Annotated in this window: 21 protein-coding genes; 4 read left to right on the top strand and 17 right to left on the bottom strand. The window is 67.8% G+C overall.

All coding sequences use genetic code 11. The features are described from left to right. The first annotated feature begins 66 nt into the window (after positions 1-66). The gene (locus BEP68_RS12825) at positions 67-681 is read left to right on the top strand and encodes a TetR/AcrR family transcriptional regulator (protein ID WP_187250223.1); all 615 of its coding nucleotides are present in this window, start codon (positions 67-69) and stop codon (positions 679-681) included. Here the strand turns inward: BEP68_RS12825 and BEP68_RS12820 are convergent, their stop codons facing one another. From BEP68_RS12820 to uxaC, 7 genes are all read right to left on the bottom strand, one after another. Next, complete coding sequence (locus BEP68_RS12820; protein WP_187250222.1) at positions 682-2,148, bottom strand: glycoside hydrolase family 43 protein; 1,467 nt, start codon at positions 2,146-2,148, stop codon at positions 682-684. After that, a complete protein-coding gene (locus BEP68_RS12815; protein WP_187250221.1) occupies positions 2,145-2,969 on the bottom strand; it encodes an ATP-binding cassette domain-containing protein in 825 nt (274 codons plus the stop codon). The genes BEP68_RS12820 and BEP68_RS12815 overlap by 4 nt, the downstream gene beginning before the upstream one ends. Beyond that, complete coding sequence (locus BEP68_RS12810; RefSeq protein WP_261987845.1) at positions 2,966-4,789, bottom strand: dipeptide/oligopeptide/nickel ABC transporter permease/ATP-binding protein; 1,824 nt, start codon at positions 4,787-4,789, stop codon at positions 2,966-2,968. Before BEP68_RS12810 ends, BEP68_RS12815 begins: the two co-directional genes overlap by 4 nt. Next, positions 4,786-5,727, bottom strand: coding sequence for an ABC transporter permease (locus tag BEP68_RS12805; RefSeq protein ID WP_072591787.1), 942 nt, complete (start codon positions 5,725-5,727; stop codon positions 4,786-4,788). The genes BEP68_RS12810 and BEP68_RS12805 overlap by 4 nt, the downstream gene beginning before the upstream one ends. A 55-nt stretch (positions 5,728-5,782) precedes the next feature. Next, entirely contained in the window at positions 5,783-7,306 is a 1,524-nt protein-coding gene (locus BEP68_RS12800; protein ID WP_187250220.1) for an ABC transporter substrate-binding protein, read from the bottom strand. A gap of 161 nt (positions 7,307-7,467) precedes the next feature. Continuing rightward, positions 7,468-8,745 (bottom strand): mannitol dehydrogenase family protein, encoded by a 1,278-nt coding sequence (locus BEP68_RS18385; RefSeq protein WP_187250219.1) that lies wholly within the window; start codon positions 8,743-8,745, stop codon positions 7,468-7,470. Positions 8,746-8,762: 17 nt separating this feature from the next. Continuing rightward, on the bottom strand, positions 8,763-10,160 hold the full coding sequence (gene uxaC, locus BEP68_RS12790) for a glucuronate isomerase (protein WP_187250218.1): 1,398 nt from the start codon (positions 10,158-10,160) through the stop codon (positions 8,763-8,765). 141 nt (positions 10,161-10,301) lie between these two features. Here uxaC and BEP68_RS12785 point away from each other — a divergent pair, with 141 nt between their 5' ends. After that, a complete protein-coding gene (locus BEP68_RS12785; protein ID WP_187250217.1) occupies positions 10,302-11,345 on the top strand; it encodes a LacI family DNA-binding transcriptional regulator in 1,044 nt (347 codons plus the stop codon). A gap of 49 nt (positions 11,346-11,394) precedes the next feature. On the opposite strand, the gene BEP68_RS12780 is transcribed toward BEP68_RS12785, so the two are convergent. Both BEP68_RS12780 and BEP68_RS12775 read right to left on the bottom strand, forming a co-directional pair. Further along, complete coding sequence (locus BEP68_RS12780) at positions 11,395-12,447, bottom strand: SMP-30/gluconolactonase/LRE family protein (RefSeq protein ID WP_187250216.1); 1,053 nt, start codon at positions 12,445-12,447, stop codon at positions 11,395-11,397. Further along, positions 12,408-14,252: a flavin-containing monooxygenase gene (locus tag BEP68_RS12775; RefSeq protein WP_187250215.1), complete on the bottom strand. Its 1,845-nt coding sequence runs from the start codon at positions 14,250-14,252 to the stop codon at positions 12,408-12,410. The genes BEP68_RS12780 and BEP68_RS12775 overlap by 40 nt, the downstream gene beginning before the upstream one ends. A 163-nt stretch (positions 14,253-14,415) precedes the next feature. On the opposite strand from BEP68_RS12775, the gene BEP68_RS12770 reads away from it, so the two are divergent. Then, a complete protein-coding gene (locus BEP68_RS12770) occupies positions 14,416-14,877 on the top strand; it encodes a MarR family winged helix-turn-helix transcriptional regulator (RefSeq protein WP_187250214.1) in 462 nt (153 codons plus the stop codon). Between the two features lie 9 nt (positions 14,878-14,886). Here BEP68_RS12770 and BEP68_RS12765 read toward each other — a convergent pair whose 3' ends face one another. Further along, entirely contained in the window at positions 14,887-17,568 is a 2,682-nt protein-coding gene (locus BEP68_RS12765; protein WP_222839406.1) for a family 78 glycoside hydrolase catalytic domain, read from the bottom strand. Between the two features lies 1 nt (position 17,569). Then, entirely contained in the window at positions 17,570-18,922 is a 1,353-nt protein-coding gene (locus BEP68_RS12760) for an MFS transporter (RefSeq protein WP_315985311.1), read from the bottom strand. A 149-nt stretch (positions 18,923-19,071) separates the two neighbouring features. On the opposite strand from BEP68_RS12760, the gene BEP68_RS12755 reads away from it, so the two are divergent. Further along, entirely contained in the window at positions 19,072-19,686 is a 615-nt protein-coding gene (locus BEP68_RS12755) for a TetR/AcrR family transcriptional regulator (protein WP_187250213.1), read from the top strand. A gap of 3 nt (positions 19,687-19,689) precedes the next feature. On the opposite strand, the gene BEP68_RS12750 is transcribed toward BEP68_RS12755, so the two are convergent. From BEP68_RS12750 to BEP68_RS12725, 6 genes are all read right to left on the bottom strand, one after another. Continuing rightward, a complete protein-coding gene (locus BEP68_RS12750) occupies positions 19,690-21,354 on the bottom strand; it encodes an alpha-amylase family protein (RefSeq protein WP_187250212.1) in 1,665 nt (554 codons plus the stop codon). Next, on the bottom strand, positions 21,351-22,316 hold the full coding sequence (locus tag BEP68_RS12745) for a TIGR03885 family FMN-dependent LLM class oxidoreductase (RefSeq protein WP_187250211.1): 966 nt from the start codon (positions 22,314-22,316) through the stop codon (positions 21,351-21,353). Before BEP68_RS12745 ends, BEP68_RS12750 begins: the two co-directional genes overlap by 4 nt. A 93-nt stretch (positions 22,317-22,409) precedes the next feature. Next, entirely contained in the window at positions 22,410-23,096 is a 687-nt protein-coding gene (locus BEP68_RS12740; RefSeq protein WP_187250210.1) for a response regulator, read from the bottom strand. Further along, positions 23,093-24,283 carry a sensor histidine kinase gene (locus BEP68_RS12735; RefSeq protein ID WP_187250209.1) on the bottom strand — a complete coding sequence of 397 codons (1,191 nt, stop codon included), beginning with the start codon at positions 24,281-24,283 and terminating at the stop codon, positions 23,093-23,095. Before BEP68_RS12735 ends, BEP68_RS12740 begins: the two co-directional genes overlap by 4 nt. Then, positions 24,280-25,122, bottom strand: coding sequence for a hypothetical protein (locus tag BEP68_RS12730; protein WP_072591801.1), 843 nt, complete (start codon positions 25,120-25,122; stop codon positions 24,280-24,282). The genes BEP68_RS12735 and BEP68_RS12730 overlap by 4 nt, the downstream gene beginning before the upstream one ends. After that, a complete protein-coding gene (locus tag BEP68_RS12725; protein WP_187250208.1) occupies positions 25,119-26,051 on the bottom strand; it encodes an ATP-binding cassette domain-containing protein in 933 nt (310 codons plus the stop codon). Before BEP68_RS12725 ends, BEP68_RS12730 begins: the two co-directional genes overlap by 4 nt. Between the last annotated feature and the right edge of the window lie 149 nt (positions 26,052-26,200).

The raw sequence follows: 26,200 nt of genomic DNA, 5'->3' as shown, positions 1-26,200 counted from the left end.
ACCGATTGCCAGCTAACGGTAACATAAAATAGTAAGTCCTCACTATTTTTATCGCCGGAGGTATCGATGGCCCAGTACGCCAAGACCGCAGCCGTCCGCCGCGGCATCCTGGATGCCTGCCTCACGATCTTCGGCGAATCCGGGTTTCACGGGGCTTCGATGGCCGAGATCGCTCGTCGGGCAGGCATCAGCCACACCGGGCTCCTGCATCATTTCCCCCGCAAGGAGGACCTGCTCATGGCTGTTCTCACCCTGCAGGACGAGCGCAGCGCCGACTACCTCGCACGCAACGAGGTCTTGAGCGCCGGAGCCGATCCGCTCGACGTGCTCCGCGGCATGGCCACGACGTTGATCGAGCGCGACCAGCGGGTCGGACTGGTCGAGCTGAGCGCCGTGCTCACCGGCGAGGCCACGGCGCCCGCTCACCCGGCGCACGACTACTTCGAGACGCGATACCGCAACATCCGCTCGTTCATGACTCGCCTGTTCACCCGGCTCCGAGACGAGGGGCGCCTGTCGACCGACCTGCCCCCGGCACACCTCGCAGCGATCACGATCGGCGCGATGGACGGGCTGCACACGCAGTGGCTCTTCGACCGTTCGGCGATCGACGTCGATGCGTGCGTCACGTCGCTGATGTCGACGTTCGTGCCAGAGCTGAAGCCCGACGCGCGGGACTGATCACTCCGCAGCGGCACCCGATTCGTACTCGAACCGACTGACGACGACCTGGTCTCCGAGAGCCTCGACACCGATGACCCTGCCTGTGAATCCACCGGCGACCTCGGTCGACAGATAGCGGCCGTCGAGCGTGGCGAGCTCGACGAAGCCCTCCACCGAAGAGAGACCGGCGCGCAGCAGGTCGGGACCGCGCCGCGCGCCGCGCTCGGCTTCGAACTCCGTGGCTCGAATCTCGAGCACCGCATCCGCCGGAGCCTCTGTCCGCGCGACGACGTCGCTCAGCGGACCGATGACGATCCGTGCGCGCACCTCTGCACCGACGCGCTCGACAATCAGCTGATGCGCGTCGTCCATCCGGACCGAGAGCGCGACGTCGCCTGTCGCGTGCAGGCGGGCCGACCAGAGTTCGTCTTCGGCGCGCACCGCGAGCAGCCGCTCGGCACTGGCGGCGAGCGCACCCCGCCCCCGCTCGAGGTGCAGCCCATCTGCACTCGTGCGGGCGAACGACGACGGCGAGATTCCCGGCGAGATCCACCGCGGATGCAGTTCCTCGCCTCGGAACTCTTCGACGAACGATGTCTTCGCGAGCGGGACGTCGTAGCGCTCCTCGTCGATCACCGGCCAATCATCGACCCAGTCCACCGCCGCGAGGAACGTCTCCCGCCCGTTGGTGTGCCAGCGAGGGAAGGTGCCGCGGGGCCGCGTCGCGAGGAAGACCAGTGCCCAGGATCCGTCGGCGAGCTCGACCAGATCGGAGTGCCCCGTCGACTGCACAGCCGCGCTCGTGCTGCGGTGAGTGAGGATGGGGTTCGTCGGTGCCGGCTCGAAGGGTCCGCTGATGCTCGAGGATCGCGCGATCGTCACCATATGGCCGGGCCCCGTACCGCCCTCGGCGACCAGCAGGTACCACCACTCCCCGCGACGGATCAGGTGAGGCCCTTCGGCATGCGCACCGCCGGTTCCCGCCCACAGCGACCGCGGCTCCGAGAGCACCTCACCGGTCCGCGGGTCGATGACGGCCTGCGAGATTCCGCCGCGCATCACGTCGCTCCAGGTCACGAAGCAGGTGCCGTCGTCGTCCCACGCGAGGTCGGGGTCGATGCCGATGAGACCGGCGACGTAGACGGGATCGCTCCACGGGCCGGCGGGATCCTCGGCGTGCACGAGGATGTGACCCCGCCCCACCTCGTGGATGTTCGTCGTGATCATCCAGAACCGGCCGTCGTGATGCCTCAGTGTCGGGGCGTAGATCCCCCCGCTCGCTCCCGCGAGCCCGGTACGCACGTCGAGGTGCTCGGGGCGATCGAGGATGTTGCCGACCTGCGTCCACGAGACCAGGTCCCTGGAGTGGAACAGCGGAACGCCCGGCGAGTACTCGAAGCTCGAGTTCGCGAGGTAGTAGTCGTCGCCGACGCGGCAGATCGACGGATCCGGGTGGTATCCGGGGATGATCGGATTCTGGGTCATGATGCCTCCATGATGCGGCGGCGCTCGAGTCGCCGCTCGCGCTGACGGGAGGGGTCGGCGACCGGCGCCGCGAGCAGCAGCTTCTGCGTGTAGGGATGGTCGGGGGTCGAGGTCACGTGCTCGGCCGATCCGGTCTCGACGAGGTCGCCGCGGTACAGAACGGCCACCCGGTGACTGATGTGGCGGACGACCGAGAGATCGTGCGACACGAAGAGGTAGGCGACCCCGGTCGCCCTCTGGATCTCGACGAACAGATCGAGCACGCGTGCCTGGGTCGAGAGGTCCAGAGCAGACACCGGCTCATCGCACACGATCAGGCGAGGCTCAGGAGCCAGCGCGCGCGCGATGGCTACACGCTGACGCTGACCGCCCGAGAACTCTCGGGGCAGTCGCTCGACAGCATCCGAGGGCAACCCGACCTGGTCGAGCAGGGTCTTGACCCGCGAGCGTGCATCCTTCGCCGTCGCGCCCTGGATCACCAGCGGCTCGGCGAGGATGTCGCCGATGGTCATCGACGGGTTGAGCGACGTGTACGGGTCTTGGAACACCACCTGGATGTCACGAGACAGGCGACGACGATCGCGAGGTGAGATTCCGGCGATCGACGTCCCGTCGAACCGGATGTCGCCGCCGGACGGCTTCACCAGGCCCAGCACCGCGCGTCCGATCGTGGTCTTGCCCGATCCGGATTCGCCGACAAGCCCCAGGGTCTCCCCCGGCGCGACGCTGAGCGAGACGCCGTGCAGCACCTCGACCGGCTTGGCCCGCCATCCCCGTCCGGGGAAGGCGACACGAAGCTCATCGACCTCGAGAAGGCTCATCGGTCTGTCCTTTCATCGGAGGCCGCGACGGGCGGATCGGTGCGGACCGTGCTCTCGTCGAGGATCGCACCGAGCAGCATCTTCGTGTACTCGTGCGTCGGGTGCGAGAACACCTCCGCAGCGGTGCCGGACTCGACGATCACGCCATTCTGCATGACCGCGATGCGGTCGCACAGGTCGGCGACGACACCGAAGTTGTGAGTGACCAGGAGGATCGCCATGTCGAGCTCGGACTGCAGGTCTCGCAGCAGGTCGAGGATCTCGGCCTGCACCGTGACGTCCAGTGCCGTCGTCGGCTCGTCGGCGATCAGCAGCTTCGGCCGGCTCGCGACGGCGCCCGCGATCAGCACACGCTGCGCCATGCCGCCCGAGATCTGATGGGGGTACGAGTCGAAGGTGCGCTTCGGGTCAGCGATGCCGACCCTCTCGAGCAGCGCGAGCACCCGGGCGGATGCCTCCGCGCGGGTCACGCCGAGCGCCGACCGTACGCCCTCGACGAGCTGTGCGCCGACCTTGTAGGACGGATCGAGGTTCGACATGGGTTCCTGGGGGATGTACGCGATCTCCTTGCCGCGCAGCGGACGCATCTGCGCATCCGTGAGGCCGACGAGCTCGCGCCCGTCGAAGCGGATCGACCCGCGGGTGATCACCGCCTCGTTGGGCAGCACCCCCAGTGAGGCGAAGGCTGTCTGCGATTTTCCCGACCCGGATTCGCCGACCAGCCCGACGATCTGCCCGCGGGCGATCGACAGGTCGACGCCGCGTACGACCTCGTTCAGGCCGCCACTCGGACGCGGATAGGCGATGGCGAGCTCGTTGATCTCGAGCAGCCCTGTCCGAGCAGCCGTCGCCTCTCCTGCACTGTCGAGCACGCGCTGACCGCGTCCGACCTTGGCCGGCTTCGGCATGGACCCCTCGAGAACATCGCGCAGAGCATTGCCGAGCAGCACGAGCGACGCCGTGATGACGCCGAGCAGCAGGCTCGGCCAGAGGAACTGCGTCGGGGCGATGTAGAGGTTGCGGAAGCCGGACGAGATCATCGAGCCGAAGCTCGGGATCTGCAGCGAACCGACACCGAGGAATGCGAGACCCGACTGCACGGCGATCGCAGAGCCCGCCATGAAGGCCGCGGCGATGATGATCGGCCCTCGCACCACGAAGAGCACGTGGCGCCCGAGGATACGCAGGTTGCCGAGCCCCGACACTCGGGCGGCATCGACATAGAGCTCGTTCTTCACCCCGAGCACGAGGTTGCGAACGATGCGGTAGATGCCGGGCGACAGCAGCACGCCGAAGATCAGCATCGTGAAGCGGTAGTCACCCCCGGTGACCGGCATCAGGATGATCAGCAGCAGGATGCCGGGGAAGGTCATGATGAGGTTGAACAGCCACTCGGTGGTGGCTCGCGTCACGGTTCCGAAGTAGCCGCCGATGAGGCCGGCGACCACTCCGACGAGCAGGGCGACACCGGCTCCGATCAGAGCCGAGATCGCTGCCGTGTTGATCGAGTGCAGCAGCCGCGACAGGATGTCGCGCCCGGCCTCGTCGGCACCGAGCAGGTACCCGGGGGTGCCGACCGGCGCATTGATCATCGAGAGCTCGGCGTCGTTCGGGCCGTGCGGCGCGAGCCACGGCGTGAGCAGCCCGAGCAGGAAGATCACGGCGAGAAGCCCGAGCGTCACGGCGGCCTGCGGGTCGCGCAGAATGCGGCGCCAGGTCGACGTGCGGGTCTTCGCCGCGTTCTCGAGGGTGACGAGCAGCTCGGTGCTGGGAGGTGTCACGGTGCCGGTGGTGGTCTGGGGTGGGCGTTCGTCGCTCAATGGACTCTCGCTTTCGGGTTCAGCCAACCGTTGGCCAGGTCGGTGAGGAGGTTGACGACGGTGACGAGCAGCACGCCGAAGGCGGTGATGCCCATGATCACGGGGATGTCGCCCTGCAGGGAGGCGTTGAACGCGAAGCTTCCGTAGCCCGGGAGCGCGAACACGTTCTCGATGATGAGTGCGCCGCCGAACATCTGGATGAACTCCAGCGACATCACCGTGAGCGCGGGGCTCGCGGCGTTGCGCAGAGCGTGCTTGATGACGATCGAGGTGGTCGACGATCCCCGCGTGCGCAGGGTTCGGATGTAGTCGCGACGGAGCTCGTCGATCATCCTGCCTCGCACCTGGGCCGCCATGTTGGCGACGCCGCCGATGGTCAGCACGATCACCGGGATGGTGATGCTGCGCACCCATGCCCCCGGGTCCTCGGCGAACGGCGTGAACCCGGTGGCCGGAAGCCACTTGAGCTGCACCGCGAACACGACGACGAGGACGATCGCCAGGAGGAGACCGGGAACGATGTAGCCGATGAGCGAGATCCCCTGGGCGATGCGGTCGACGATCCCGCCGCGCGATGCCGCCCAGACGCCGAGGAAGACGGAGAGGATGACCGTCAGGATCAGTGCTGGGACGATGATCGAGAGCGTGACCGCGAGCCGCTGGAGAACCGAGGGTCCGACCGGCAGCGATGTGTACACCGAGACGCCGAAGTCACCCTGCACGGCGTGGATCAGCCAGTCGAAGTACTGCACGATGACAGGGCGATCCCACCCCTTCGCTGCGATCAGATCATCGACCACATCGGGCGTCGCCGACGTGCCGAGGATGGCCTGAGCGACGTCGTTGAACGAAGTGCTGAGGAGAAGGAAGGTGATGAGGGTGACCAGAATCGCGAGCACGACGCCGGCGCCGAGTCGGCGGAGGATATAGCTGAGCATCAAGAGACTCCCGGTGTGTGGTGGGGATGCGGCGCGCCGCATCCCCACCCGTCACTCACTCGGTGACGTCGAACTGTCGGATGGTTGCGAGGGTGTTCGCCTTGCCGACGTAGGTGATCCCGTCAGCGGTCGCCCACGTCGCGCCGATATAGGCGATCGGGGCGACGAGCGCCTGATCCACGACGTACTCGTTCAGCTCCTTGTAGACCGGGAGAGCATCCGCGAAGTCGACGGTGTTGTTGATCTCGTCGAAGTAGCCATCGAGCGTCGGATCGGTGTACCCGGTCGGGTTGCCGAAGCCGGCGGCGCCGATCGTGGTCGCGAGATCTGCCGAGTCCGAGTTGAATCCGAGGATCTGGTAGTACAGCCCGTAGTCACCGGAACGGGCAGCTGCCTGCGCCTGCTGCGGCGGTACGGTGACCCACTCGAGGGTCAGACCGATGTCGGCGAACGCCTGCGTCAGCACGGGCTCGATCGTGGTGCTGAGGAAGGTGCTCGGGATCTGGAAGGTCTCGCCGGCGTAGCCCGCCTCTTCGACGAGCTCCTTGCCCTTCTCGGGGTCGTACTCGTACGCGTCGTTCAGCTTCTCGTCGTAGACCTCGCCGAACGGGCTGACCAGCTGCGTCGTGGCGATGCCCACTCCACTGAAGATGCCCTTGAGCACGCCCTCGCGGTCGATCGCCATGTTGATCGCCTGACGCACCTTCACGTCACCGAGCGCCGGGAACTTCTCGCCGGCGCGATCGAGGATGTTGAGGTACCCCACGGCCACCGCGTCGTTCACCGTGATGGTGAACTTGTTCGCGTCGAGCTGCGAGACGACCTGCGACTGCACGGTCGCCGCGTTGAGCTCGCCCGCCTGCAGTGCGTTGAGGGATGCCGTCGGGTCCTGCAGCACCTTGACGGTGAGCGTCTTGAACGGCACATTGTCGGCGTCCCAGTACTCATCGCGCTTGACGAGGACGTAGCTGCTGCCCGGGACGGTCTTGTCGACGTCGAGAGTGAACGGGCCGGATCCGATCGGGTCGGTGGCCGTGCGCTCTTCATCCATGGTCGCGGGATCGCCGATGGCACCAGGGCCCTGGGCGAGGTTGTCGAGGAACTGGGGGTCGAATGCCGAGAAGCTGATGACGACGGTCTTGTCGTCCTCTGCCACGACGTCCGCGACCGCGGCGAGGCGGCTCTGTACGGCTCCGGGCGTGGCCTTCGAACGCAGCAGGGTCGCAGCGACCGCGGCAGCATCCACCGGGTCTCCCGAGCTGAACGTCATGCCGTCGCGCAGCGTGAGGGTCAGCTGGGTGCCGTCTTCGTTGTACTCCCACTTCTCAGCGGCGCCCGGAAGCAGCTCTCCCGTCTCGGGGTCTTTGCGCAGCAGGGTGTCGAGGACCGACGACCAGACGAACATCTGCTGCCCGTCGACGATCTGGGCCGGGTCGAGCGAGTTGGGGGCGGACACCGCGGCGACCGCGAGGTCCTTCTCCACGACGGCCGACGACGAGTCGTCCGGCGCGGGCTCGCTGCCTGCGGCGCAGCCTGTCGCTACGAGCGCGGTGATGAGCAGCGCGGCGGGTAGAGCCACGCGGCGACGATGCTTACGGGTATTCCACATTGTTCATACTCCTTTGGATGAAACGACTTGATGCGCAACCGCTTGTCACTGAGGGTGAAGCGGACGAAGACGGCGGCGTCTGTTGTCAGTAAAGCAGGGTTCTAGGAAGATGACAACCGATTGCCAAGATGTTACCGAAGCGTGAGATCCCCCAGAGACCGGCGACCTGCGAGCACCGCATCGACGAACACCTCATCGGCACCGAGCGCAGGGCTGAGGTCGGCGACCGCGCGTTCCACCCCTGCATGATCCGATGCCCCGCCGTCGATTGCCAGCCACGCAGCGACGACCGCCACGCACGCAGCAGCGGTGCGGCCCGCCGCGCGTTCACGCTCGGCCACCGGAGCGATGCGCACTCGCATCTTGGTGTCTGCGTCGAGTGCGATCTGCGCGAGAAGGTGCCGGATGCGGGGATTCCGGAACCGCTCGAGCAGCGCCGTACGGTATTCGGGCAGCTCGAGCTCTGCCGGAAGATGCCGGCAGGCCTCATCCCAGTACGCGTCGACGGCACCGAGACACTCTGCGTCGGCTATCGCCTCGGAGACGGTGAGATGTCCCCGAAGCCGACCGAGCGACGCGAGCAGGGTATGAGCACCGTTCAGCAGCCAGAGCTTTCGTGCCTCCCACGGTTCGAGGTCGCCGGTGAAGCGGGCCCCCGCCGACTCCCACTGCGGTCTGCCGGCGGGGAACTCCCCGGCGATGACCCAGTCAGAGAACGGTTCTGCGACGACAGGCACACGATCCCCATAACGCTGCGAGAGCTCGGTCGTCTCCTCGTCCGAGAGCCGAGGGGTGATCCGATCCACCGAGCTCGACACGAACGACACGTGCGCATCGATCCAGTCGACGAGCCCCGGCACCTCGGTCGCGACCGAGTGGACCGCCTGGCGCAGAACGCCACCGTTCTCGGGCAGGTTGTCGCAGGACACCAGCGCAAGCGCGCCCGACCCCGCGCGGCGGCGCGCCTCGAGACCGAGCACCAGACGACCGATAGCGGTGGACGGACGGGTGTCGGAGAGATCGGTGTCCTTCGAATCTGAGAGGAGCGTCCGATCGAGGGGCAGCGCCTGATCTGCGTACGCGGCCTCGGTGATCGTGAGGCTGACGACTGCCGTCGCTGGAGCGGCGACGTCAGTCAGGAACCCGGAGATGTCGGTGCCAGGATGCGCGCGGACGATGCTGCCGATTCGCTCGGCCTCGTCCCCCGCCGTCGAGCGCACGACCAGCGTGTACAGACCGTCCTGCGCCGAGAGATCCTCTGCGAGTCCGGCGCTTCGCCCGGTGTACGCAGCGATCCCCCATTCAGACGCGTCCGACGCATGGGCCGTGTACCAGGCCAGATGAGAGCGATGGAAGGCACCGAGACCCACGTGCACGATCCGCACGGGCGGTGCCGGGGACGTACGCACCCCGAGTGTCCCCCCGCTCACAGCTTGAACACCCGCTTCGGCTGCGGGCCGACGATGTCGTCGATGATCGCGGCGGCCGATTCCTCGTCCACACGTCCTTCGACCACCAGCCGCGCGAGGAACGCGGCATCCGCTCGGCGAGCAGTGTCGTGCCGCGCGGGGATCGACAGGAACGCTCGGGTGTCGTCGATGAAACCCGACCCGCGTGAGAACCCCGCTGTCTCGGTCACCGCAGAGCGGAACCGCGCCATCGCATCGGGAGCGTCGAGGAACCACCAGGGGGCGCCGATATAGACGCTCGGATAGAAGCCGGCCAGCGGAGCGATCTCCCGCGAGTAGACGGTCTCGTCGACCGCGAACAGCACGAGGTGCAGATCGCGCTCGAGCCCGAACCGCTCGAGCAGGGGCCGCAACCCCCCGACGAAGTCTGTTCGTCGGGGGATGTCATGCCCGGTGTCGGCGCCGAAGCGTCGGAACGTCTCGCTGCTGTGATTGCGCACCACACCCGCATGCACCGTCATGACCAAGCCGTCATCGACGCTCATCCTGGCCATCTGCAGCAGCATGTGCGCCCGGAACGCCTGACGATCTGCGGCATCCGCCTGTCCCGACATCACCCGGGCGAAAAGCGTCTGTCCGTCAGCGTCGTCGAGATCGAGGGTGTCGGGTACCTCGACGCCATGGTCGGCCGATACGGCCCCGTGCTCGATGAAGTACCGCCTCCGCGCCTCCAGCGCTGCGAGGTAGCCGGCGAATGTGCTCGGCTGCCCAGTGGTCTCGAGCAGGCGCTGCACGCTGGCGGCGAACCCTGCCGCGTCCGGGTCGAGGTAGCGATCAGGCCGGAAGGTGGGAACGACTCTGCCGACCGCGCCCTCGGCGGCGAGCGCCGCATGCCCCGCGAGATCATCGAGGGGATCATCGGTGGTCGCGAGCACCTCGATGCCGAAGCTCTCGAAGAGCGCGCGCGGTCGCATGCTCGGATCGACGAGCTTCGCGGCGATGTGATCGTAGGCATCGTCTGCGGTCGCGGCCGTGAGCGGCGTCCGCAGATCGAGCACGTTCTCGAGGGACTCGCTCAGCCAGTACCCTGACGCGGTCCCCGCGAACAGGTGCCAATGCTCGGCGAACAGCCGCCACACCTCGCGCGGGTCCGCCGGCGACCCGCCGACGCCGAGCGCATCGAGTCCGACGCCCGAGGCATGCAGCAACCGGGTGACGTAGTGATCGTGCGTGATCAGCAACGACGCCGGGTCGGCGAAAGGCCGATCCTCGACGAGCCATTCGACGGGCACGTGGCCGTGCGGCGAGATGATCGGAGCAGAGGACACGCGCTCGTACAGGGATCGTGCGACGGAACGCGTCGCCGGGTCGGCAGGAAGCAGGCGGTCGCGGTCGCGGCGTTGCGGCTGGAGCATTCCCCTATCAGATCGGTTCTCGTCGATTTTGTCAATCGGTTGCCAAAGCCTTTCGACCCGCTGTGCGCCTGCACGAAGCGACTCCTGCCCTACGATCGAGGAACCGGATGCCGGTCGCCACGATGGAGGGGAAGACACTCGATGTCGCCAGACGAGACACACGCATCCCCTGAGCTTCCGAATGACGAGGAGCGCTCGGCTCGCCGACCCACCATCTACGACATCGCGCAGCGGGTCGGGCTCAACCCCTCGACCGTCTCCCGCGCCCTCAACAAGCCGGGTCGCACGAACGCGGCGACCGAGGAGAAGATCCGCGCGGCGGCCGCGGAGCTCGGCTACCGGGCCAACCCGATGGCGAGAGCACTCCCCACCGGCCGGTCGGGCACCTTCGCGATCGTGCTCCCCGACATCACGAACCCGGTGCACTTCGAGCTGATCCGCGGCGCGGAGCAGGTCGCCCGCGCCGGCGGCTTCACCCTCGTCGTGTCGGAGACCGAAGCCGCAGCCGACATCGAACGGGAGACCATCGAGGCTCTGCAGTCGTCTGTCGACGGCCTGCTCGTCGTCGCCTCGCGCCTCGACGATGCAGCCCTCGCAGACCTCGCTCGCGTGAAGCCGATCGTGGCGGCGAATCACTCGGCACCGTCCCTGCCGAGCGTGATCCCCGATCTTGCGATGGGACTGACCGCTGCTATCGACCATCTGCGAGATCTCGGGCATCGGTCGGTCGCATACCTCGGCCTGGGCGGCCTGCAGATCAACCGCTCCCGGTGGGAGCTCACGCTCGACCTTTCGATGTCGCGTGACATCTCCCTGGTGGAGATCGCCGTGGACTCCCCCACCGTCGACGCAGGTGCGGATGCGCTCCGGCGCGTGCGCGCCAGCGGCGTGACCGCCGTTCTCGCCTACAACGACCTGGTCGCTCATGGACTGCTCCGAGCGGCTCGAGGCGCCGGCCTCACGCTGCCCGAGGCATTCAGCGTGATCGGGTTCGACGACATCTTCAGCGCCGAGCTCGCCGTGCCGGCACTGACGACGCTCCACTCGCCGCTGCGTGAGATCGGCACGCGGGCCATGGAGACACTCATCGACCCCGAGCGGAACCGCGTCCCGTCGAAGGTCGTCCTACCGCTCGATCTCGTCGTGCGCGAGTCGACCGGGCGACCCGTCGGGTTACCTCAGTAGGGACGGAGCGTCCCATCCATCAGCGACGGATGGGACGCCCACAGGCCCCTCACCCGCCGTTGGACTGACGGATGCCCTCCCCGTAGGCCTCGAAGGTGTGCACGAAGCCGCCCGCTGGGCCGCTGACGACGAGATATCCGTCGGTCGTCCCCGGTGCGATGGCGATGTTCGTCGCCGACTCGAGCCCCTCGCCCGGCACGCGGATCCTGCCGATCTGCTCACCGGTCTTGGCGAAGACCACGATCTCGGCCTTCTCGTGGAACATCTGATAGATGTTGCCCTCGGCGTCGACCGCGGTCGAGTCGATGCGTCCGATCCCGCCGTCGACGTGGATCGCGGGATACGCCGAGACGACCCGGGTGCGCGTCTCATCGAGAGCGAAGTAGTCGATCCGGTTCGCGTTGTACTGCGCGACCCAGAGCCCGGCATCCGCCTCGTCGAAGACGAGGCCGTTCGGCGAGGGCAGGTCGTCCGCGAGGGTCGATGCGTGCCCGTCCGTACCGATCCTCACCACACGCCCCGGCGTCTCCCACCCCGGTCCGTCCATACCGCGGGTGTCGGTCACGAACATCGTGCCGTCGGGATGGAACGCGATGTCGTCGGGCAGCATCGCGATGCCGTCGACGCCGCCCGAGAAGTTCACCTGCGGGTCTTCTCCGTCAGCCGTGATGCTCATGACGCCACCGCCGAGGAAGTCGGTGAGGTACAGGCGACCGTCACTCGGGTGGAACTGCGCCGAGGTGAACGCGCTCGTCTCGTCGGTGAAGACCTGATCGACCGTGCGCTCCTCCACGTCGACGCGCAGCACCTTCGCCTCCCCGGCCGGCGCCATCACGTCGACCAGGAAGAGCGACCCGTCTTCGTGGAAGGTCGGCCCTTCGAGCAGCGTCCCTCCGGTGAGCTCGTGAGGCTCCGTCGCCTGGAGCAGCTGTTCCGAGATCTGCTGCGCAGGGGGCCCGTCGGATGGAGCATCGGTCTGCGCGGCATCCGGATCGGCGGGCGCACACCCCACCAAGAGAGCCACCACCCCGATCGCACCTGCCGCGGCCGCCAGCGCCGCCCTCACGCCGACACCCCGATCTCCGACGACTCGCGCACGCATTCGTCCGCATCGTCGACCACGAGCAGCTCCGCCATGTCTCCCGCACGCCACTCGCGCAGGAGTCGATGGAAGGCCACCGGCCCCGGGGAGTACGTGAGTCCGCCGATCGTGCGCGAGCCCTCACCGTTGTAGTAGCCCGGCGTGCACTGGGCCTGGAAGTCCGAGACGTCCCTCGAGGTCTCGGCAACAGTGCGGCACCAGGCATCCTCGGCCTCAGCGGTCGGCTCGATGCGGCGAGCGCCGACCCGCTCGGCCCGCTCGATCACCGCGGCGATGTGCGTCGCCTGCTCCTGCAGGATGTGCACGAAGTTCACCGAGTTCGCGTTCTGCATCGGGCCGAGTTGGAACAGATTCGGGAAGCCGTGCGTGGTGAATCCGTGCAGCGTCCGCGGGCCCATCCCCCAGGCCTCGAGAAGAGCTCGGCCTCCCCGCCCGGACACGGGCAGGGTGCCGGACACCACGCCCGACACTCCGACATCGAACCCGGTGGCGAAGATGATGCAGTCCACCTCGTACTCCGCCTCACCCACCACGATCGATGTCTCGGTGAGCGCGGTGATGCCGTGCGTGTCGGCCGTGTCGACGAGGGTCACGTTGGAGCGATTGAACGCCTGCAGGTAGAGATCACTGAACCCCGGCCGCTTGCACATGTACCGGTACCAGGGCTTGAGGGCGGCTGCGGTCGCCGAGTCGTCGACGATCTCGTCGACCCGGGCGCGCAGCGCATCCATCTTCACAGCGTCGTCGAGCTCCTCCCGCAGCAGGCGGTCCTGCTCCGATACAGAGCCGTCGACGCTGCCAGAGAGGATGCTCCGCTGCAGCCGGTTCGTCGAGGTCCACCCGTCCTGCACGAGCGATTTGACGGGCTCGCCGGCCAGCACCTCGAGGAAGTTGTCCATCCGTTCGCGCTGCCAGCCCGGCGCGAGGGTGCGCGCCCAGTCGGGATCCGTCGGACGGTTGTCGCGCACATCGACGGTCGAGGGCGTGCGCTGGAAGACCAGGAGCTCACGCGCGTGCTCGGCGAGGTGCGGAATCACCTGCAGGCCCGTCGCCCCCGTGCCGACGACCGCGACGCGCTTGTCGGCGAGCTTCGTGAGATTCCCCTCGGCGGATCCGCCGGTGTAGGCGTAGTCCCAGCGGCTGGTGTGGAAGGTGTGCCCGGTGAAACGCTCGATGCCCGGGATGCCGGGGAGCTTCGGCTGCGTGAGCGTGCCGGAGGAGGTGATCACGTACCGCGCGCGGAACACGTCACCTCGATCGGTCTCGACGACCCACTCGGATGCATCCTCGTCCCAGGTCAGCCCCGTCGCTCGGGTATGCCCGACGAAGTCGCGGTAGAGGTCGTAGTGCTCCGCGATGCGCTCGGCGTGCTGACGGATCTCCTCGCCAGGCGCATAGCGCCTGCTCGGGATGTATCCCGTCTCTTCGAGGAGCGGCATATAGACATACGATTCGATGTCGCAGTGGATGCCGGGGTAGCGGTTCCAGTACCAGGTTCCACCGACGTCGCCCGCCTCGTCCATGAGCCTCACCGAGCCGATGCCGGCGTCTCGCAGCCCCGCACCGGTGAGCAGCCCGCCGAAGCCCGCCCCGATCACCAGAGCCTCGACGCGATCCCGCAGCGGCTCTCGATCAGTGCGGGGGGTGTAAGGGTCCTTCGCGTAGTAGCCGTACTCGCCGAGAGCCGATCGATACTGGGCCGCCCCGTCGGGGCGGATGCGCCGATCGCGCTCCTGCGCGTACTTCTCCCGCAGTGCCCGCAGCCGCGCGACCTGCTCCTGGGTGGCCTGTGCCTGGTCGGTCATGGTTCCGTCCTCCTGTCGCCGGGGCTCGGGCCAGGTCGACGCGAACTGGGGACGGCGTGAACCTGAACCCGACACGACCCCGGATCGGTTCCTTCACAGAAGGTTAGCTCGAAGCTAAGTAAATATCCCTGGGAATCGCCTCGGAGCGCGTTACGGTACTGAGGTGAGCGATGACCGGAGACGTGCGGAGGCATTGGAGAACATCGATGCCCTCACGCTGGCGGTATCAGTGCGCTCACTTCCCCGCATGATCGGCTCCCTGCTGAGCACGCAGCTGACGATCCAGCAGCTCAAGGTACTCACGTCGATCGTCGTATCCGACCACAGCACGATCAGTGGCCTCGCGTCGTCGTTCGAGGTGTCGCTCGCCACGATGTCGAAGCTCGTCGAGCGCCTCGTCGACCAGCACCTCGTCGAACGACTGACGGATGCAGTCGATCAGCGTGTGCGGCGCCTGGCGCCCACGGCTCTCGGGCGTGACGTCATCGGGAAGATCATGGCGGCGCGCCCCGAGATGGGCGCCGACATCCTCGACGGGCTGACGATCGACGAGCTGGAATCCCTCGCCCTCGGCCTGCGCGCGATCAATCGGGAGCTGCAGGCCGCGGCGATGCACGACGACTGATCCACGCCGTCAGCGGGCGCCGGAGAACCCGCCCGCGCCGGCGAAGGATCCGGGTCCTGCTGCCCGCGTCGTCCCGTCGGGGAAGACCACGGTCGCGCGACTCCCTGCCGGGATGTCCGCCTCGACCACCAGCTCGTCCCCCTCGACGCGCCACTCCACGCGGATCCGCCCCTGCGGAGTGTCGAGATGCCCCTTCGCCCAGCTGACGCCGCCGCCGGGGAGCGGCGCGATCGTGAACGCCTCCCATGCTGCCGAGTCCGCATCCTGACGCAGCCCGAGGGTGTGCGTGTGGAGGAAGCGGATCACCGCACCCTTGCTGTAGTGGTTCAGCGACTCGTGGGCGACGCCCTCGTCGTCGATCCCCTCCCAGTCCTCCCAGATGGTCGTCGCTCCCCTGTCGATCATGTACATCCACGACGGAGCGCTGCGCTGAAAGAGCAATTCGTAGGCGACGTCGGCGTGCCCGCTGTCGGCGAGAACCGGCAGCAGGTCTCCCGTCGAGAGGAATCCGGTGCCGAGATGGGTGCCGGCGTCGCGGATGAGTTCGACGAGGCGCTGCGCAGCGGTGGCACGAAGCGATTCCGGGATGAGACCGAACGAGAGTGCCCGCACATAGGCGGCCTGAGTGTCCTGCACCGTACGCCCGTCGTCCGTGACGAACTCGGAACGCCACGCGTCGAGCACGCGCTCGGCGATCGCGGCATACTTCGCCGATTCACCCGTGCGACCGAGCACGGCCGCGGCATCAGCGAGGATCTGAGTGGAGCGATACAGGTAGGCCGTGCCGACCTCTCCCTTGTCGGCCATGAACCAGGCCATGGGGTTCGTCTTGATCGGATCCAGGCGCGAGCCGTCCTCCGCCTTCGCGACGGGCTCGGTCCACTCCCCCCAGTGGAACGTGCCGTCCCACAGATACTCCTCGTGCGGCAGCGGCTCGGCGGAGCGCTCGACGCGAGAATGATGCCGATTCGCGCGCGCGGCCCCGAGCTCCCACTCGACCCACCGCACCATCGCGTCCCAGTTCTCTTCGAGAACGCGAGCGTCGCCGTATGCGGTGTACATCTCCCAGGGGACGAAGGTGATCGCATCACCCCACCCGGAGGAACCCGTCATCATGGCGAACTGGTCGTCGAGCTTGTGCTTGATGCGACGGCCGTCGGGCGAGAAGTTCGCGATACGACCGTCGTCGAGCTGATCATCGCGCACCGACTGCAGCCACTTGCGAGTGAACCCGAGCACGTCGTACAGGCGCGCGGCCGTCGGCGCGAACACCTGGTAGTCGCCCGTCCAGGCCAGACGCTCGCGTGTCGGGCAGTCGGTCGGCACATCCACCGCATTGCCGCGGAAGCTCCAGTCGGCGATCTCGTGCAGGCGGTTCAGCGCGGGGTCGCTCGACTCGAAAGATGCGGTGCGACGGAGATCCGTCTGCACGACCTGCATCTGCGCGGATGCCGGCTCGAACGGAGCACCGTGGCGCGTGATCCTGGCGAACTGGAAACCGTGAACCGTATGACGCGGCTCGAAGATCTCGCCGCCACCGGCTGAGACCACTTCGTCGTGCTGCACGAAGACCACGTCAGGCTCGCCCGGCTTGGTGGAATCGAGGTGTGCGGTGCTCACGTCACCGTCGGGCCCGACGTACTCGCCGTAGTCGATCACCGTGCGCGTTCCCGCCGGGCCGAGATCGGTGAGCCGCAGCCAGCCCGACGCGTTCTGACCAAAGTCGAGCACCCACGTGTCGTCCGCGACATGATTCCCGTTCACTGCGTCGCGTGTCTCGACCACCCGGATGGGCGGAGCCGGCGACCAGGAGATCGGCGGACCTTCGACCGCGCCGACGATCACGGCTTCCGCAGACCCGGCATCCGCACGGAAGTCGGTCGTCTGCCCGTCCATCAGGTCGGCGCGGATCACTCTGGACCGAGCGCTGGTCCAGTCTCCGTCGGTGCGGATCACCTGTCGCGAGCCGTCAGAGAGCTCGAGGTGCAGTTCAGCTCGCGCTGCGAGAGTGGTGCCCCACCCGGCCGGCAGACGGAACGCCCCGACCTGCCCGCGGTACCAACCGTCGGAGAGCTCGATCTCGAGCGAGTTCGCGCCATCGGTCAGCAGGCGTGTCACGTCGGCAGCCTGGGCGTAGAGGGTGCGGTCGTAGGACGTCGACCCCGGCGACAGCTCGGCCGTGCCGACCCGCTCGCCGTTGATGCGAGCGTCGTAGACGCCGAGTGCAGTCGAGTACAGCCGCGCCGAGACGATGCCGGAGACATCGAACCGACGGGTGAGCGAATGAGCGGGGCGCGCCCCGTATCCGGGGTCATCGTGCTCGACCGGGGTGATCCAGGCGGCAGTCCAGTCAGCGTCGAGCAGTCCGCACTCGAAGGTTGCCCACTCGGACCATTCTGAGAGAGTGTCGCCGCTTGTCGCGCGCGCTCGCCATCGCACCCGCTGACCACTCGACAGCGGGAGCCACGGCCACTCGACGAAGAGGTGCGTGTCGGCGGCGAGCGGCACCTGCGCCCGACGCTCACCGTCGACGATCGCCTCGAGTTCGAACCCGGTCCACGCCGCGCCGACCGGAACCGTGAACGACAGCCGGGGCGAAGCCTCGCACACGGTGAACTCGTCGCCCCCGCTGTCAATCCGCAGGTCATACGGCGCGGTGGGCACGGATGACGGGTTCGATGCGAGCGTCATCTCAACGCACTCCCTTGACCTTGAACATGATGATCAGACCGCCGATGAGGGCGAACACCGCACCGATGAGATAGAGCAGCGTGTAGTTCTTCTCCGCTCCCACGGCGCCGATCGTGATGATCAGCGGAGCGATCAGCGGAGCGATCGCACTGGGGATCTTCTGGGCGAACGCGACGACCGCCATGTATCGACCGGATTCGGCGCGATCGGGGATGATCGCGTAGACGATCGCCTGGTCGACCGTGGCGAACACGGCGATCGCGAGTTGCATGAGCACGGCGCCGATGATGAGCTGCGGCAGCGACCAGGCGAACGCCTCGGCGAGCGCACCTCCGATGAAGATGAAGGCTGCGACGAGCACGAAGAGTCGACGCCGCTTGAGCTTGTCCGAGAGGAAGCCTCCCAGCAGCGCGCCACCGGCGGCGGCGACGACCCCGAGCATTCCGACGGTGGCGACGACACCTGCGACCTCGCGCACCGGCAGGTCAAGACGCTGGGCGTAGAAGAACGTGCCGAAGGTGGTGTTGAAGTAGAGCCCGATGAAGAACACCATGCGTCCGACCCAGTTCCAGGCGAAGTCGGGGTACTTGCGAGCGTTGAAGCCGTAGCCCGAGATGACCTTCTTGAGAGTCACCGACGAGTCGACGACCAGGTCCTTCGAGCTTCCCTCCTTCTTGAAGGTCGGGAGCAGCACGAGCAGCACGACGCCGATCACGGCGGGAACGAAGAACACCAGGAAGGTGCTGTACGACACGGCGTAGGCGATTCCGATGCCGAGCACCGGCGCGACCTGCGTCATCAGACCGGTGAGAGCTGAGACCTTGCCGCGCTGCTCCTCGGGCAGCTTGTCGGCCTGCAGGGTCTGGATCGCCGCTCCGGCGGTCGACCATCCGGTCATCGCGACGACCCAGCCGGCGCCGACGAGGAGCAGGTTCGGCGCGAAGCCGATGATGACCGCGCCGATGAGTCCGAGGGCAGCGCCGAGGAACAGGAACGGCGTGCGGCGGCCGAAGCGAGAGCGCGTCCGGTCGCTCCAGATACCGATCATCGGGCTGAGCACGAGGAAGATCAGCTGAGCGGTGCCGGTGACGTATCCGAGCACCTCCTCGTGCCCGGGAGCGAGCTCCGTGATGCGCAGCGCGAGGCCGTACGCGAGCGGCACCATCATCGCGATGGATGCACCGAAGTTGGCCAGCATCAGCCAGAAGATGTACCCGCCGCTGACCTTCGCGGTCGGCTCGGAGTCGACGGGGGTTCCCTCCAGCGGAGTGCCGTCAGGCGTGTTCCCGCCTACCGGCTGTGCCGCAGCGATCGAGTCGATCGTGTCGTTGCGGTCGAATTCACTCTTGGTCACCTGGACTCCTTCATCGTTCAGTGATCCGCGGCGCCCTCCACTGGGCGTCCCTCGCGAAATGTGATCGTCAGCAGTTTGGCAACCGATTGTCGATCCTGAGCGATAGTAACCACTTTGGTAACAGAAGGCAAAAGTGAGAAGGTGGGAACATGACGTCGTCGCTGACAGCCGAGCCCTCCCCGCGCCGCCGAGGACCAAGTGCTTCCACACCGGCGAGACGCGCCGAGATCGTCGAGGCCGCACTCGCGAGCTTCGCCGAACACGGCTACGAACGGGCGTCACTGCGCGACATCGCCAGTCGCGCCGGCCTCACCCACGCGGCGCTGCTTCGCCATTTCTCCGGCAAGGAGGAACTGCTGCCGGCAGCCCTTGCCCAGCGGGAAGAGCACGAAGAAGACCTCGCCGCACGGATCATGACCGCGCACGTGCCGGGTGAGCAGATCCTCAGCGCCGTGCTCTCCGACGAGTTCGCGCACCCCGACTTCCAGCGCAACTGGCTGGCTCTCGCCATCGCCGCGACGAACCCCGAGCATCCGGCCCACGAGTTCTTCCTCGGCCGCCGTGAACGCATGCGATCCCGTTTCAGCGACGGGCCGCTGCCGACGAGCGACAGCGAGCTGCTGACGGCCGACGAGAAGATCACGCTCGTGCTCGCCATGGTCGACGGGCTGCGGATTCAGGCCCTCCTCGACCCGTCGCGCGATGCGCTCGGCCTGCTGACGATCTTCATGAAGCTCATCGCGGCACAGCCGCCCACCGACTGAGCCTCAGGTCACGCGTCCGTCGCCCGGTCGCGAGACCCGGAGCCAGCGGTAGCCGTATGCCGGCACCTCCAGTTCGACCTCGCCGTCCGGCCCCAGCGCGATCTGGGCGGGATCGAGCAGATCGACGAGCCTCGTGCCCTCAGGCTCGTCCTCCACCCGGAACGAAGTCGTGACCGGCACCTCGGCGAAGTTGTGGAGGGCGATCATCCTGCCCACGTCCGCGGCGAGCGAGTGCGCGAGAAGCGAGGCGGCCGGCTGGTCGATGATCTCGAGCGTTCCCCAGCCGAGTTCCGGCGAGATCCGGTACGCCGAGGTGAGCGCCCGAACGAAATACAGCATCGACTCGCGGTCACCCAGCTGCGCGGCCACGTTCACGTGCTCCGGCGCGTACCCGTCGGACGGTGGCCGAGCGACGAGCCGGCTGGGCGCGGCATCCGAGAATCCCCCGTTCTTGTCGACCGACCACTGCATCGGCGTACGCACCGCTTCGCGGCCGGGGATCTCGATGTTCTCGCCCATGCCGATCTCCTCGCCGTAGAACAGCACCGGGGTGCCGGGCAGGGTGAAGAGCAGGCTGTAGGCCATGCGGATGCGACGGGGGTCGCCCCCGAGCATCGGAGGAAGGCGGCGGGTGATGCCCCGCCCGAACACGCGCTGGCGCTCATCGGGCGCGAAGGCGTCGAACACCTCCTGACGCTCGCTGTCGCTGAGCTTGTCGAGGGTCAGCTCGTCGTGGTTGCGCAGGAAGTTCGCCCACTGCACCTCGGATCCGAGCACGGGTCGAGCCCGCAGCGCCTCGATCAGCGGAGCGGGGTCCTTGCGGGCGAACGACAGGTACAGCGACTGCATCCCGACGAAGTCGAACTGCATGGTGAGCTCGTCCTCATCATCACCGCCGAAGTACTGCACCTGCTGGTCGTAGGGCAGGTTGACCTCGCCGAGCAGGATCGCCTCGCTCGACCGGCGCTGCAGGAAGCGGCGGATGTCGCGCAGCAGATCGTGGGGCTCGGGGATGCCGGAGCCCTCGGGGATCTCGAGCAGGAAGGGCACCGCATCGACGCGGAAGCCGGAGATGCCCAGCTGCAACCAGAAGCCGATGACCTTCGCTATCTCGTCACGCACCCGGGGGTTGGCGATGTTCAGGTCGGGCTGGTGCTCGTAGAAGCTGTGCTGGTACCACTGCCCCGACTTCTCGTCCTTGCCCCAGATGCCGTTCGCCTGCCCGGGGAAGACGGCGTTCTTCTGTCCCTTCGGAGGCGCGTCGTCGCGCCACACGTAGTAGTCGCGATACGGCGAATCCACACTCCGTTTCGCGGCGAGGAACCACGGATGCCGGTCGGAGGTGTGGTTGATGACCAGGTCGACGATCACTCGCATCCCGCGGTCCCGTGCAGTGCGGATGACCTCGACGAAGTCGCCGTGGGTGCCGAGTCGCGAGTCGATCCCGTAGAAGTCGCTGACGTCGTAGCCGTCGTCGCGGTCGGGCGTCGGATAGAACGGCATCAGCCACAGGCAGGTGACGCCGAGCTGCGAGAGGTAGTCGATGCGCTGGGAAAGGCCCTGCAGATCGCCGACGCCGTCGCCGTTCGAGTCGAGGAACGTCTCGACGTCGAGGCAGTAGATGACTGCGGTCTTCCACCAGAGGTCGCTCGTGTCGGTGATCTTCACAGTCGCTCCTTCAAGGCGGGGATGAGCTCGGCTGCTGCGGCGTCGAGGTATCGGGACTGCTCGGAGCCGACGTGATGCAGGTAGACGCGGTCGAACCCGATCTGAACCAGATCCGCGATGCGGTCGGCCAGTGCGGTCGCGTCGTGGTCGATGAGGACGGCCTTGCGGAGCCCCTCCTCATCGATCCCGACCAGCGCCGCCTCGAAGTCCTCCGGCTGCTCGAGATCCCAGGTGACCGGAGGCGCGAGCAGTCCGTTCCGCCACTGCTCGCGCGCGATCGCGAACGCCGCATCGTCGCTCTCGGCCAGGCTGAGATGCACCTGCAGGATGCAGGGACCCGTGCCTCCTGCACCCCGGTAGGCATCGACGACGCGCTGCAGTGCGGCCGGTTCCTGCGCGACCGTCGCGAGGCCCTGCGCCCACGAGGCCGCCCACTCCGCCGTCTCGGCGCTCACAGCGGTCGCGAACAGCGGCGGCGGTTCAGCCGGTCGGCTCCAGACCCGCGCGCGATGCGCGCGCACGAGACCGTCGTGGTCCACCTCCTCTCCCCCGATCAGCCGGCGGATCACGTCGACGCTCTCGCGCAGTCGGTCGTTGCGGATGCTCTTGTCGGGCCATCCGTCGCCCGTCACGTGCTCGTTGACCGCTTCGCCGCTGCCCATCGCCGCCCAGAAGCGGCCGGGGAACATCTCCTCCAGCGTCGCGAACGCCTGCGCGATCATCACCGGGTGATACCGCTGACCCGGAGCATTGACCATGCCGATCGAGAAGCGGGTGCGGGCGAGCGCGGCGGCGATCCAGCTCAGGGCGAAACCCGACTCGCCCTGAGTCGTGGTCCACGGTGCGAGGTGGTCGGAGCACATCGCCCCGTCGAACCCTGCGCGCTCCGCCTCGACCACGGCCTCGAGCAGGGCGCTCGGGGGGATCTGCTCGTGCGATGCATGAAAACCGATGAACACCATGCGCCGAGTCTGGCAACGAACAGCGCGCGGCGGCAGTGGTGGACACTCCGGAACGAGTCTGGCAAGATGCGACGCCCGGACCGGCCCGCGGTCTCAGCTGCCCGGGCTCACGATCCCGAGTTCGTAGGCCAGGATCACCGCCTGGACGCGACTGGGTAGATCGAGCTTCACCAGGATGCGGCCGAAATGCGCCTTGACCGTCGACTCGCTCAGATGCAGCGTCTGCGCGATCTCGCTGTTGGTGAGGCCGCGCGCGACCTGCAGGAAGACGTCACGTTCCCGCTCGGTCAGCGCCGAGAGCGCGCCCTCACGGGCCCCGGGGTTCGGCGGCGCGAGGTGCGGCAGGGCGACCTCGATGAGCTTCGCGGTGATGCGGGGTGCGACCACCGCATCCCCGGTGGCGACCGTGCGGATCGCGGCGACGAGCTCGGCCGGTCTCGTGTTCTTGAGCAGGAACCCGGCGGCCCCGGCCTGCAGGGCTCCGAAGGCGAACTCGTCGAGATCGTACGTGGTCAGCACCAGCACCCTGGTCCGCGGCAGACGCGCGGCCAGGTCCTGCGTGGCCCGGATTCCGTCGATCCCCGGCATCCGCACGTCCATCAGGATGACGTCGGGGACCAGCGCGATCGCGGCCTCGACGGCGGAGGCGCCGTCGGCCGCTTCGCCGACCACGTGCACGTCGTCCTCCGCCTCGAGCACGAGACGGAGGCCGTAGCGGACGAGCTCCTGGTCGTCGGCGATCAGCACGCGGATCCGATCGGTGGGTGCGTCCGGGGTCATCCCGCTGCCTCCGTCTGAAGTCGCACGAACACGCGCCAGCCACCGCCCGGTCGGGGCCCCGCCTCGACGTGTCCGTCATAGAACGCGGCGCGCTCGCGGATGCCGACCAGACCGCGGCCCGGATCGGCGATCGGCACCACCGGCGCTGATCGATCCTCCACGAGGATCGACAGTCCCTCGTCGGCGACGCTGATCCTCACCAGCACGTCCTGCACCTCGCGCGCGTGCCGGAGGACGTTGGTCAGCGCCTCCTGCACGACGCGGTACACCGTGAGCCCGACCATGGCATCGGGGTCGATGGCACCGACCTGCTCGAACCTGACCGGCAGTCCTGCGCTGCGCGATTCGGCGACGAGGGCGGGGATGCGCTCCATGCTGGCCTGCACCCGCTGGCGGTCGACGGCGTCGGTCTCACCGCGGACGGAGGTGAGCAGGCGACGCATCTCGACGAGGGTGCGGCGCCCGGTCTCGGCGACACGTCCGATCGCACGACGCGATTCCTCGGGGCGCGATTCCGCGGATGCCTGCGCACCGTCGGCGACGGCGATCATCACGGCGAGGCTGTGGGCGATCACGTCATGCATCTCCCGCGAGATCCTCTCGCGCTCGAGGACGGCGGCGATGTGCGCCTCCTGGTCCCGCTCTCGGCGCATCTGCTCCGCGCGCTCCACGAGTGCCTGCAGCTCGCGACGCCGATGGCCGACATCGAGTCCGACGAGGGTGGCGATCAGTGCGACGGCGATCACGACCGCGCTGATCCCGAGCCAGTCCAGTGGCCAGGCGTCCACGTCGACCCGCGGCGCCAGCCCGAGCAGGGGCGGGCCGACGCGCACCCGGATCGCGAGCACCAGTGCAGCGATCGTCCCGGTCGCCGCCGCGGCGGCGAATGCCAGCCACGCCCGCTGCGGGCGGGCGACGACGCCGCTGCGGTACAGCGCGCCGACGACCAGCACCGCTTCGGCACCGGAGCCGCCGGCGAACGACAGGGGCAGGAGCACGAGCACGACGATGAAGGCTGCCAGCGGATGCCGTCGCGACACGAGAACCGCTGCGACGCCGGCGACGAAGAGCGCCACCAGCGCCCACGCCGGAGTCGTCAGCGAGGACTCGACAGACAGATAGCCGAGCACCAGCGACACGGCCGCGTAGACCCCGAGCATCGCGAGGTCTGATCTCCGCCCACTCATACGTCTCTCGTGCGCAGAGCGAGCGCACCCGCGGCGAGCGCGACCGCTGCCCAGATCGACGCGATGAGCCAGCCAGCGCCGACGCTGATGTGTCCGGCCCACAGATCGAGGAACGGTCCGCCCTCCGCGCCGACACGACTCATCGCGTCGCCCGCGTTGCCCAGCTGTCCGATCCGCAGGATGCGGGAGATCAGGCCGTAGGGAAGCAGCGACGTGAGCACGGGAAGCAGCAGAGTGGCGAGGAAGACGATGATCGCGCCTGCGGTCGTCGACCGCACCAGTGCCCCGATTCCCACACCGAACAGAGCGCAGAGTCCGAGGTACGCGGCCGAGCTGAGCAGGGCGAGCACGACTCCCGGCGCGGCGAGCGGTGCCGCGAGGCCGAACTGCGCGTAGATCGGTGTGGTGAGCGCCCACGCGCTGAACACCGTGATCAGGGCGACAGCCGTGACAGCGGTAGATGCGACGAGCGCTTTCGCGCGCAGTATCCGCAGCCGGTCGGGCACGGCGACGAAGGTGGGCTGAATGGAGCCCGATGCGTATTCGGCCCCGATCAGCATGACTCCGAGGATACCGGCGATGATCTGCCCCAGAACGACGGTCGGCACGGTGACGTCGGCCATGGTGCGTTCGATCGACGGCACCGACGGCGCCCCCGACGATTCCAGCGTCACGCCGAGGAAGAGGCTGCCGCCGATGCCGATCAGGAAGATTCCGATCAGGGCGAGCGCGGCGGAGGGAAGACTGAACAGCTTGATCCACTCCGAGCGCAGCACGTGTCGGAACGCGGGGCGGCGAGTGCGGGCATCCGCTCGTCGGGGACTCGTCGTGATGGTCATCGTCGTGCTCCTTCTTCGGCGTGCCGCGCACCCGCGCGGTATTCGGTGTCGGTCGCGGTGAGGGCGAGGTAGGCGTCCTCGAGCGACCCCTCGATGGTGGCGATCTCATGCAGCACGATCCCCGCGTCGGCTGCCCTGCGAGCGATGTCCTCCGCGGCGAGGTTCTCGATCTCGAGCGCGCCGTCGACCTGCGACGCGACCGTCGCCTCCGGCCCCGCCAGGAGGGCCGCCAGTCGGTCCGCCTCCCGCGTCCGGACGCGCACCACAGAGCGCGTCGCACCGGCGACCACCTCGTGCAGAGGTCCGTCGGCGAGGATCGATCCTCGCCCGATCACGAGCAGATGGTCTGCCGTCTGGGTCATCTCGCTCATCAGATGCGACGACAGCAGCACCGTCTTCCCCTCCCCCGCCAGCTGCCGCAGCAGAGCCCTGATCCACAGGATGCCGTCGGGGTCGAGACCGTTCACCGGCTCGTCGAGGATGATCGTCTGCGGATCCCCCAGCAGGGCGGCGGCGATGCCCAGCCGCTGGTTCATGCCGAGTGAGAATCCCCCGACTCGCCTGTCGGCCACGGCATCCAGACCCGCGATCCCGATCACCTCCCGCACTCGGGCCGCACCGATCGCGTGCGTGGCGGCGATCGCGAGCAGATGCTTGTAGGCGGTACGGCGTCTGTGGGCCGACCGGGCGTCGAGCAGGACGCCCACCTCGCGCAGCGGCGCGGGCAGATCCGCATAGGGGCGACCGTTCACCTCCGCCGTGCCGGCCGTCGGCCTGTCCAGACCCACGATCATTCGCATGGTCGTGGACTTGCCGGCCCCGTTCGGCCCCAGGAATCCGGTGACCGTACCCGGTTCGACCGTGAAGTCGACTCCGTTCACCGCCACCCGCTCGCCATAGTGCTTGGTCAGAGACTGAACTCGGATCATGTCGCGCCTTTCGTCATCTTCGACGCTACGAACGGCCGCACACGGGCACATCGGGCTGCGGTCCTGAACAGGGCGAGCGGGCAGTACCTGGGTCTACAGAGGGATGCCATCGGTGATCCCGCCCGAATCGGCCTCACCCGCTTCGGATG

Origin of the sequence: Microbacterium sp. 4-7 (assembly GCF_014332665.1) — a bacterium.
In the GTDB taxonomy this organism is placed as follows: Bacteria; Actinomycetota; Actinomycetes; order Actinomycetales; family Microbacteriaceae; genus Microbacterium.
This window is presented reverse-complemented; position numbering and strand designations above follow the sequence as displayed.

Bases quoted from the DNA above. Each gene is read 5' to 3' on its own strand.
- BEP68_RS12755 (WP_187250213.1), top strand. From the start codon at position 19,072: ATGACGTCGTCGCTGACAGCCGAGCCCTCCCCGCGCCGCCGAGGACCA.
- BEP68_RS12740 (WP_187250210.1), bottom strand. From the start codon at position 23,096: ATGACCCCGGACGCACCCACCGATCGGATCCGCGTGCTGATCGCCGAC.
- BEP68_RS12745 (WP_187250211.1), bottom strand. From the start codon at position 22,316: ATGGTGTTCATCGGTTTTCATGCATCGCACGAGCAGATCCCCCCGAGC.
- BEP68_RS12765 (WP_222839406.1), bottom strand. From the start codon at position 17,568: ATGACGCTCGCATCGAACCCGTCATCCGTGCCCACCGCGCCGTATGAC.
- BEP68_RS12825 (WP_187250223.1), top strand. From the start codon at position 67: ATGGCCCAGTACGCCAAGACCGCAGCCGTCCGCCGCGGCATCCTGGAT.
- BEP68_RS12775 (WP_187250215.1), bottom strand. From the start codon at position 14,252: ATGACCGACCAGGCACAGGCCACCCAGGAGCAGGTCGCGCGGCTGCGG.
- BEP68_RS12820 (WP_187250222.1), bottom strand. From the start codon at position 2,148: ATGACCCAGAATCCGATCATCCCCGGATACCACCCGGATCCGTCGATC.
- BEP68_RS12785 (WP_187250217.1), top strand. From the start codon at position 10,302: ATGTCGCCAGACGAGACACACGCATCCCCTGAGCTTCCGAATGACGAG.
- BEP68_RS12730 (WP_072591801.1), bottom strand. From the start codon at position 25,122: ATGACCATCACGACGAGTCCCCGACGAGCGGATGCCCGCACTCGCCGC.
- BEP68_RS12735 (WP_187250209.1), bottom strand. From the start codon at position 24,283: ATGAGTGGGCGGAGATCAGACCTCGCGATGCTCGGGGTCTACGCGGCC.
- BEP68_RS12805 (WP_072591787.1), bottom strand. From the start codon at position 5,727: ATGCTCAGCTATATCCTCCGCCGACTCGGCGCCGGCGTCGTGCTCGCG.
- uxaC (WP_187250218.1), bottom strand. From the start codon at position 10,160: ATGCTCCAGCCGCAACGCCGCGACCGCGACCGCCTGCTTCCTGCCGAC.
- BEP68_RS12780 (WP_187250216.1), bottom strand. From the start codon at position 12,447: ATGCGTGCGCGAGTCGTCGGAGATCGGGGTGTCGGCGTGAGGGCGGCG.
- BEP68_RS12725 (WP_187250208.1), bottom strand. From the start codon at position 26,051: ATGATCCGAGTTCAGTCTCTGACCAAGCACTATGGCGAGCGGGTGGCG.
- BEP68_RS12815 (WP_187250221.1), bottom strand. From the start codon at position 2,969: ATGAGCCTTCTCGAGGTCGATGAGCTTCGTGTCGCCTTCCCCGGACGG.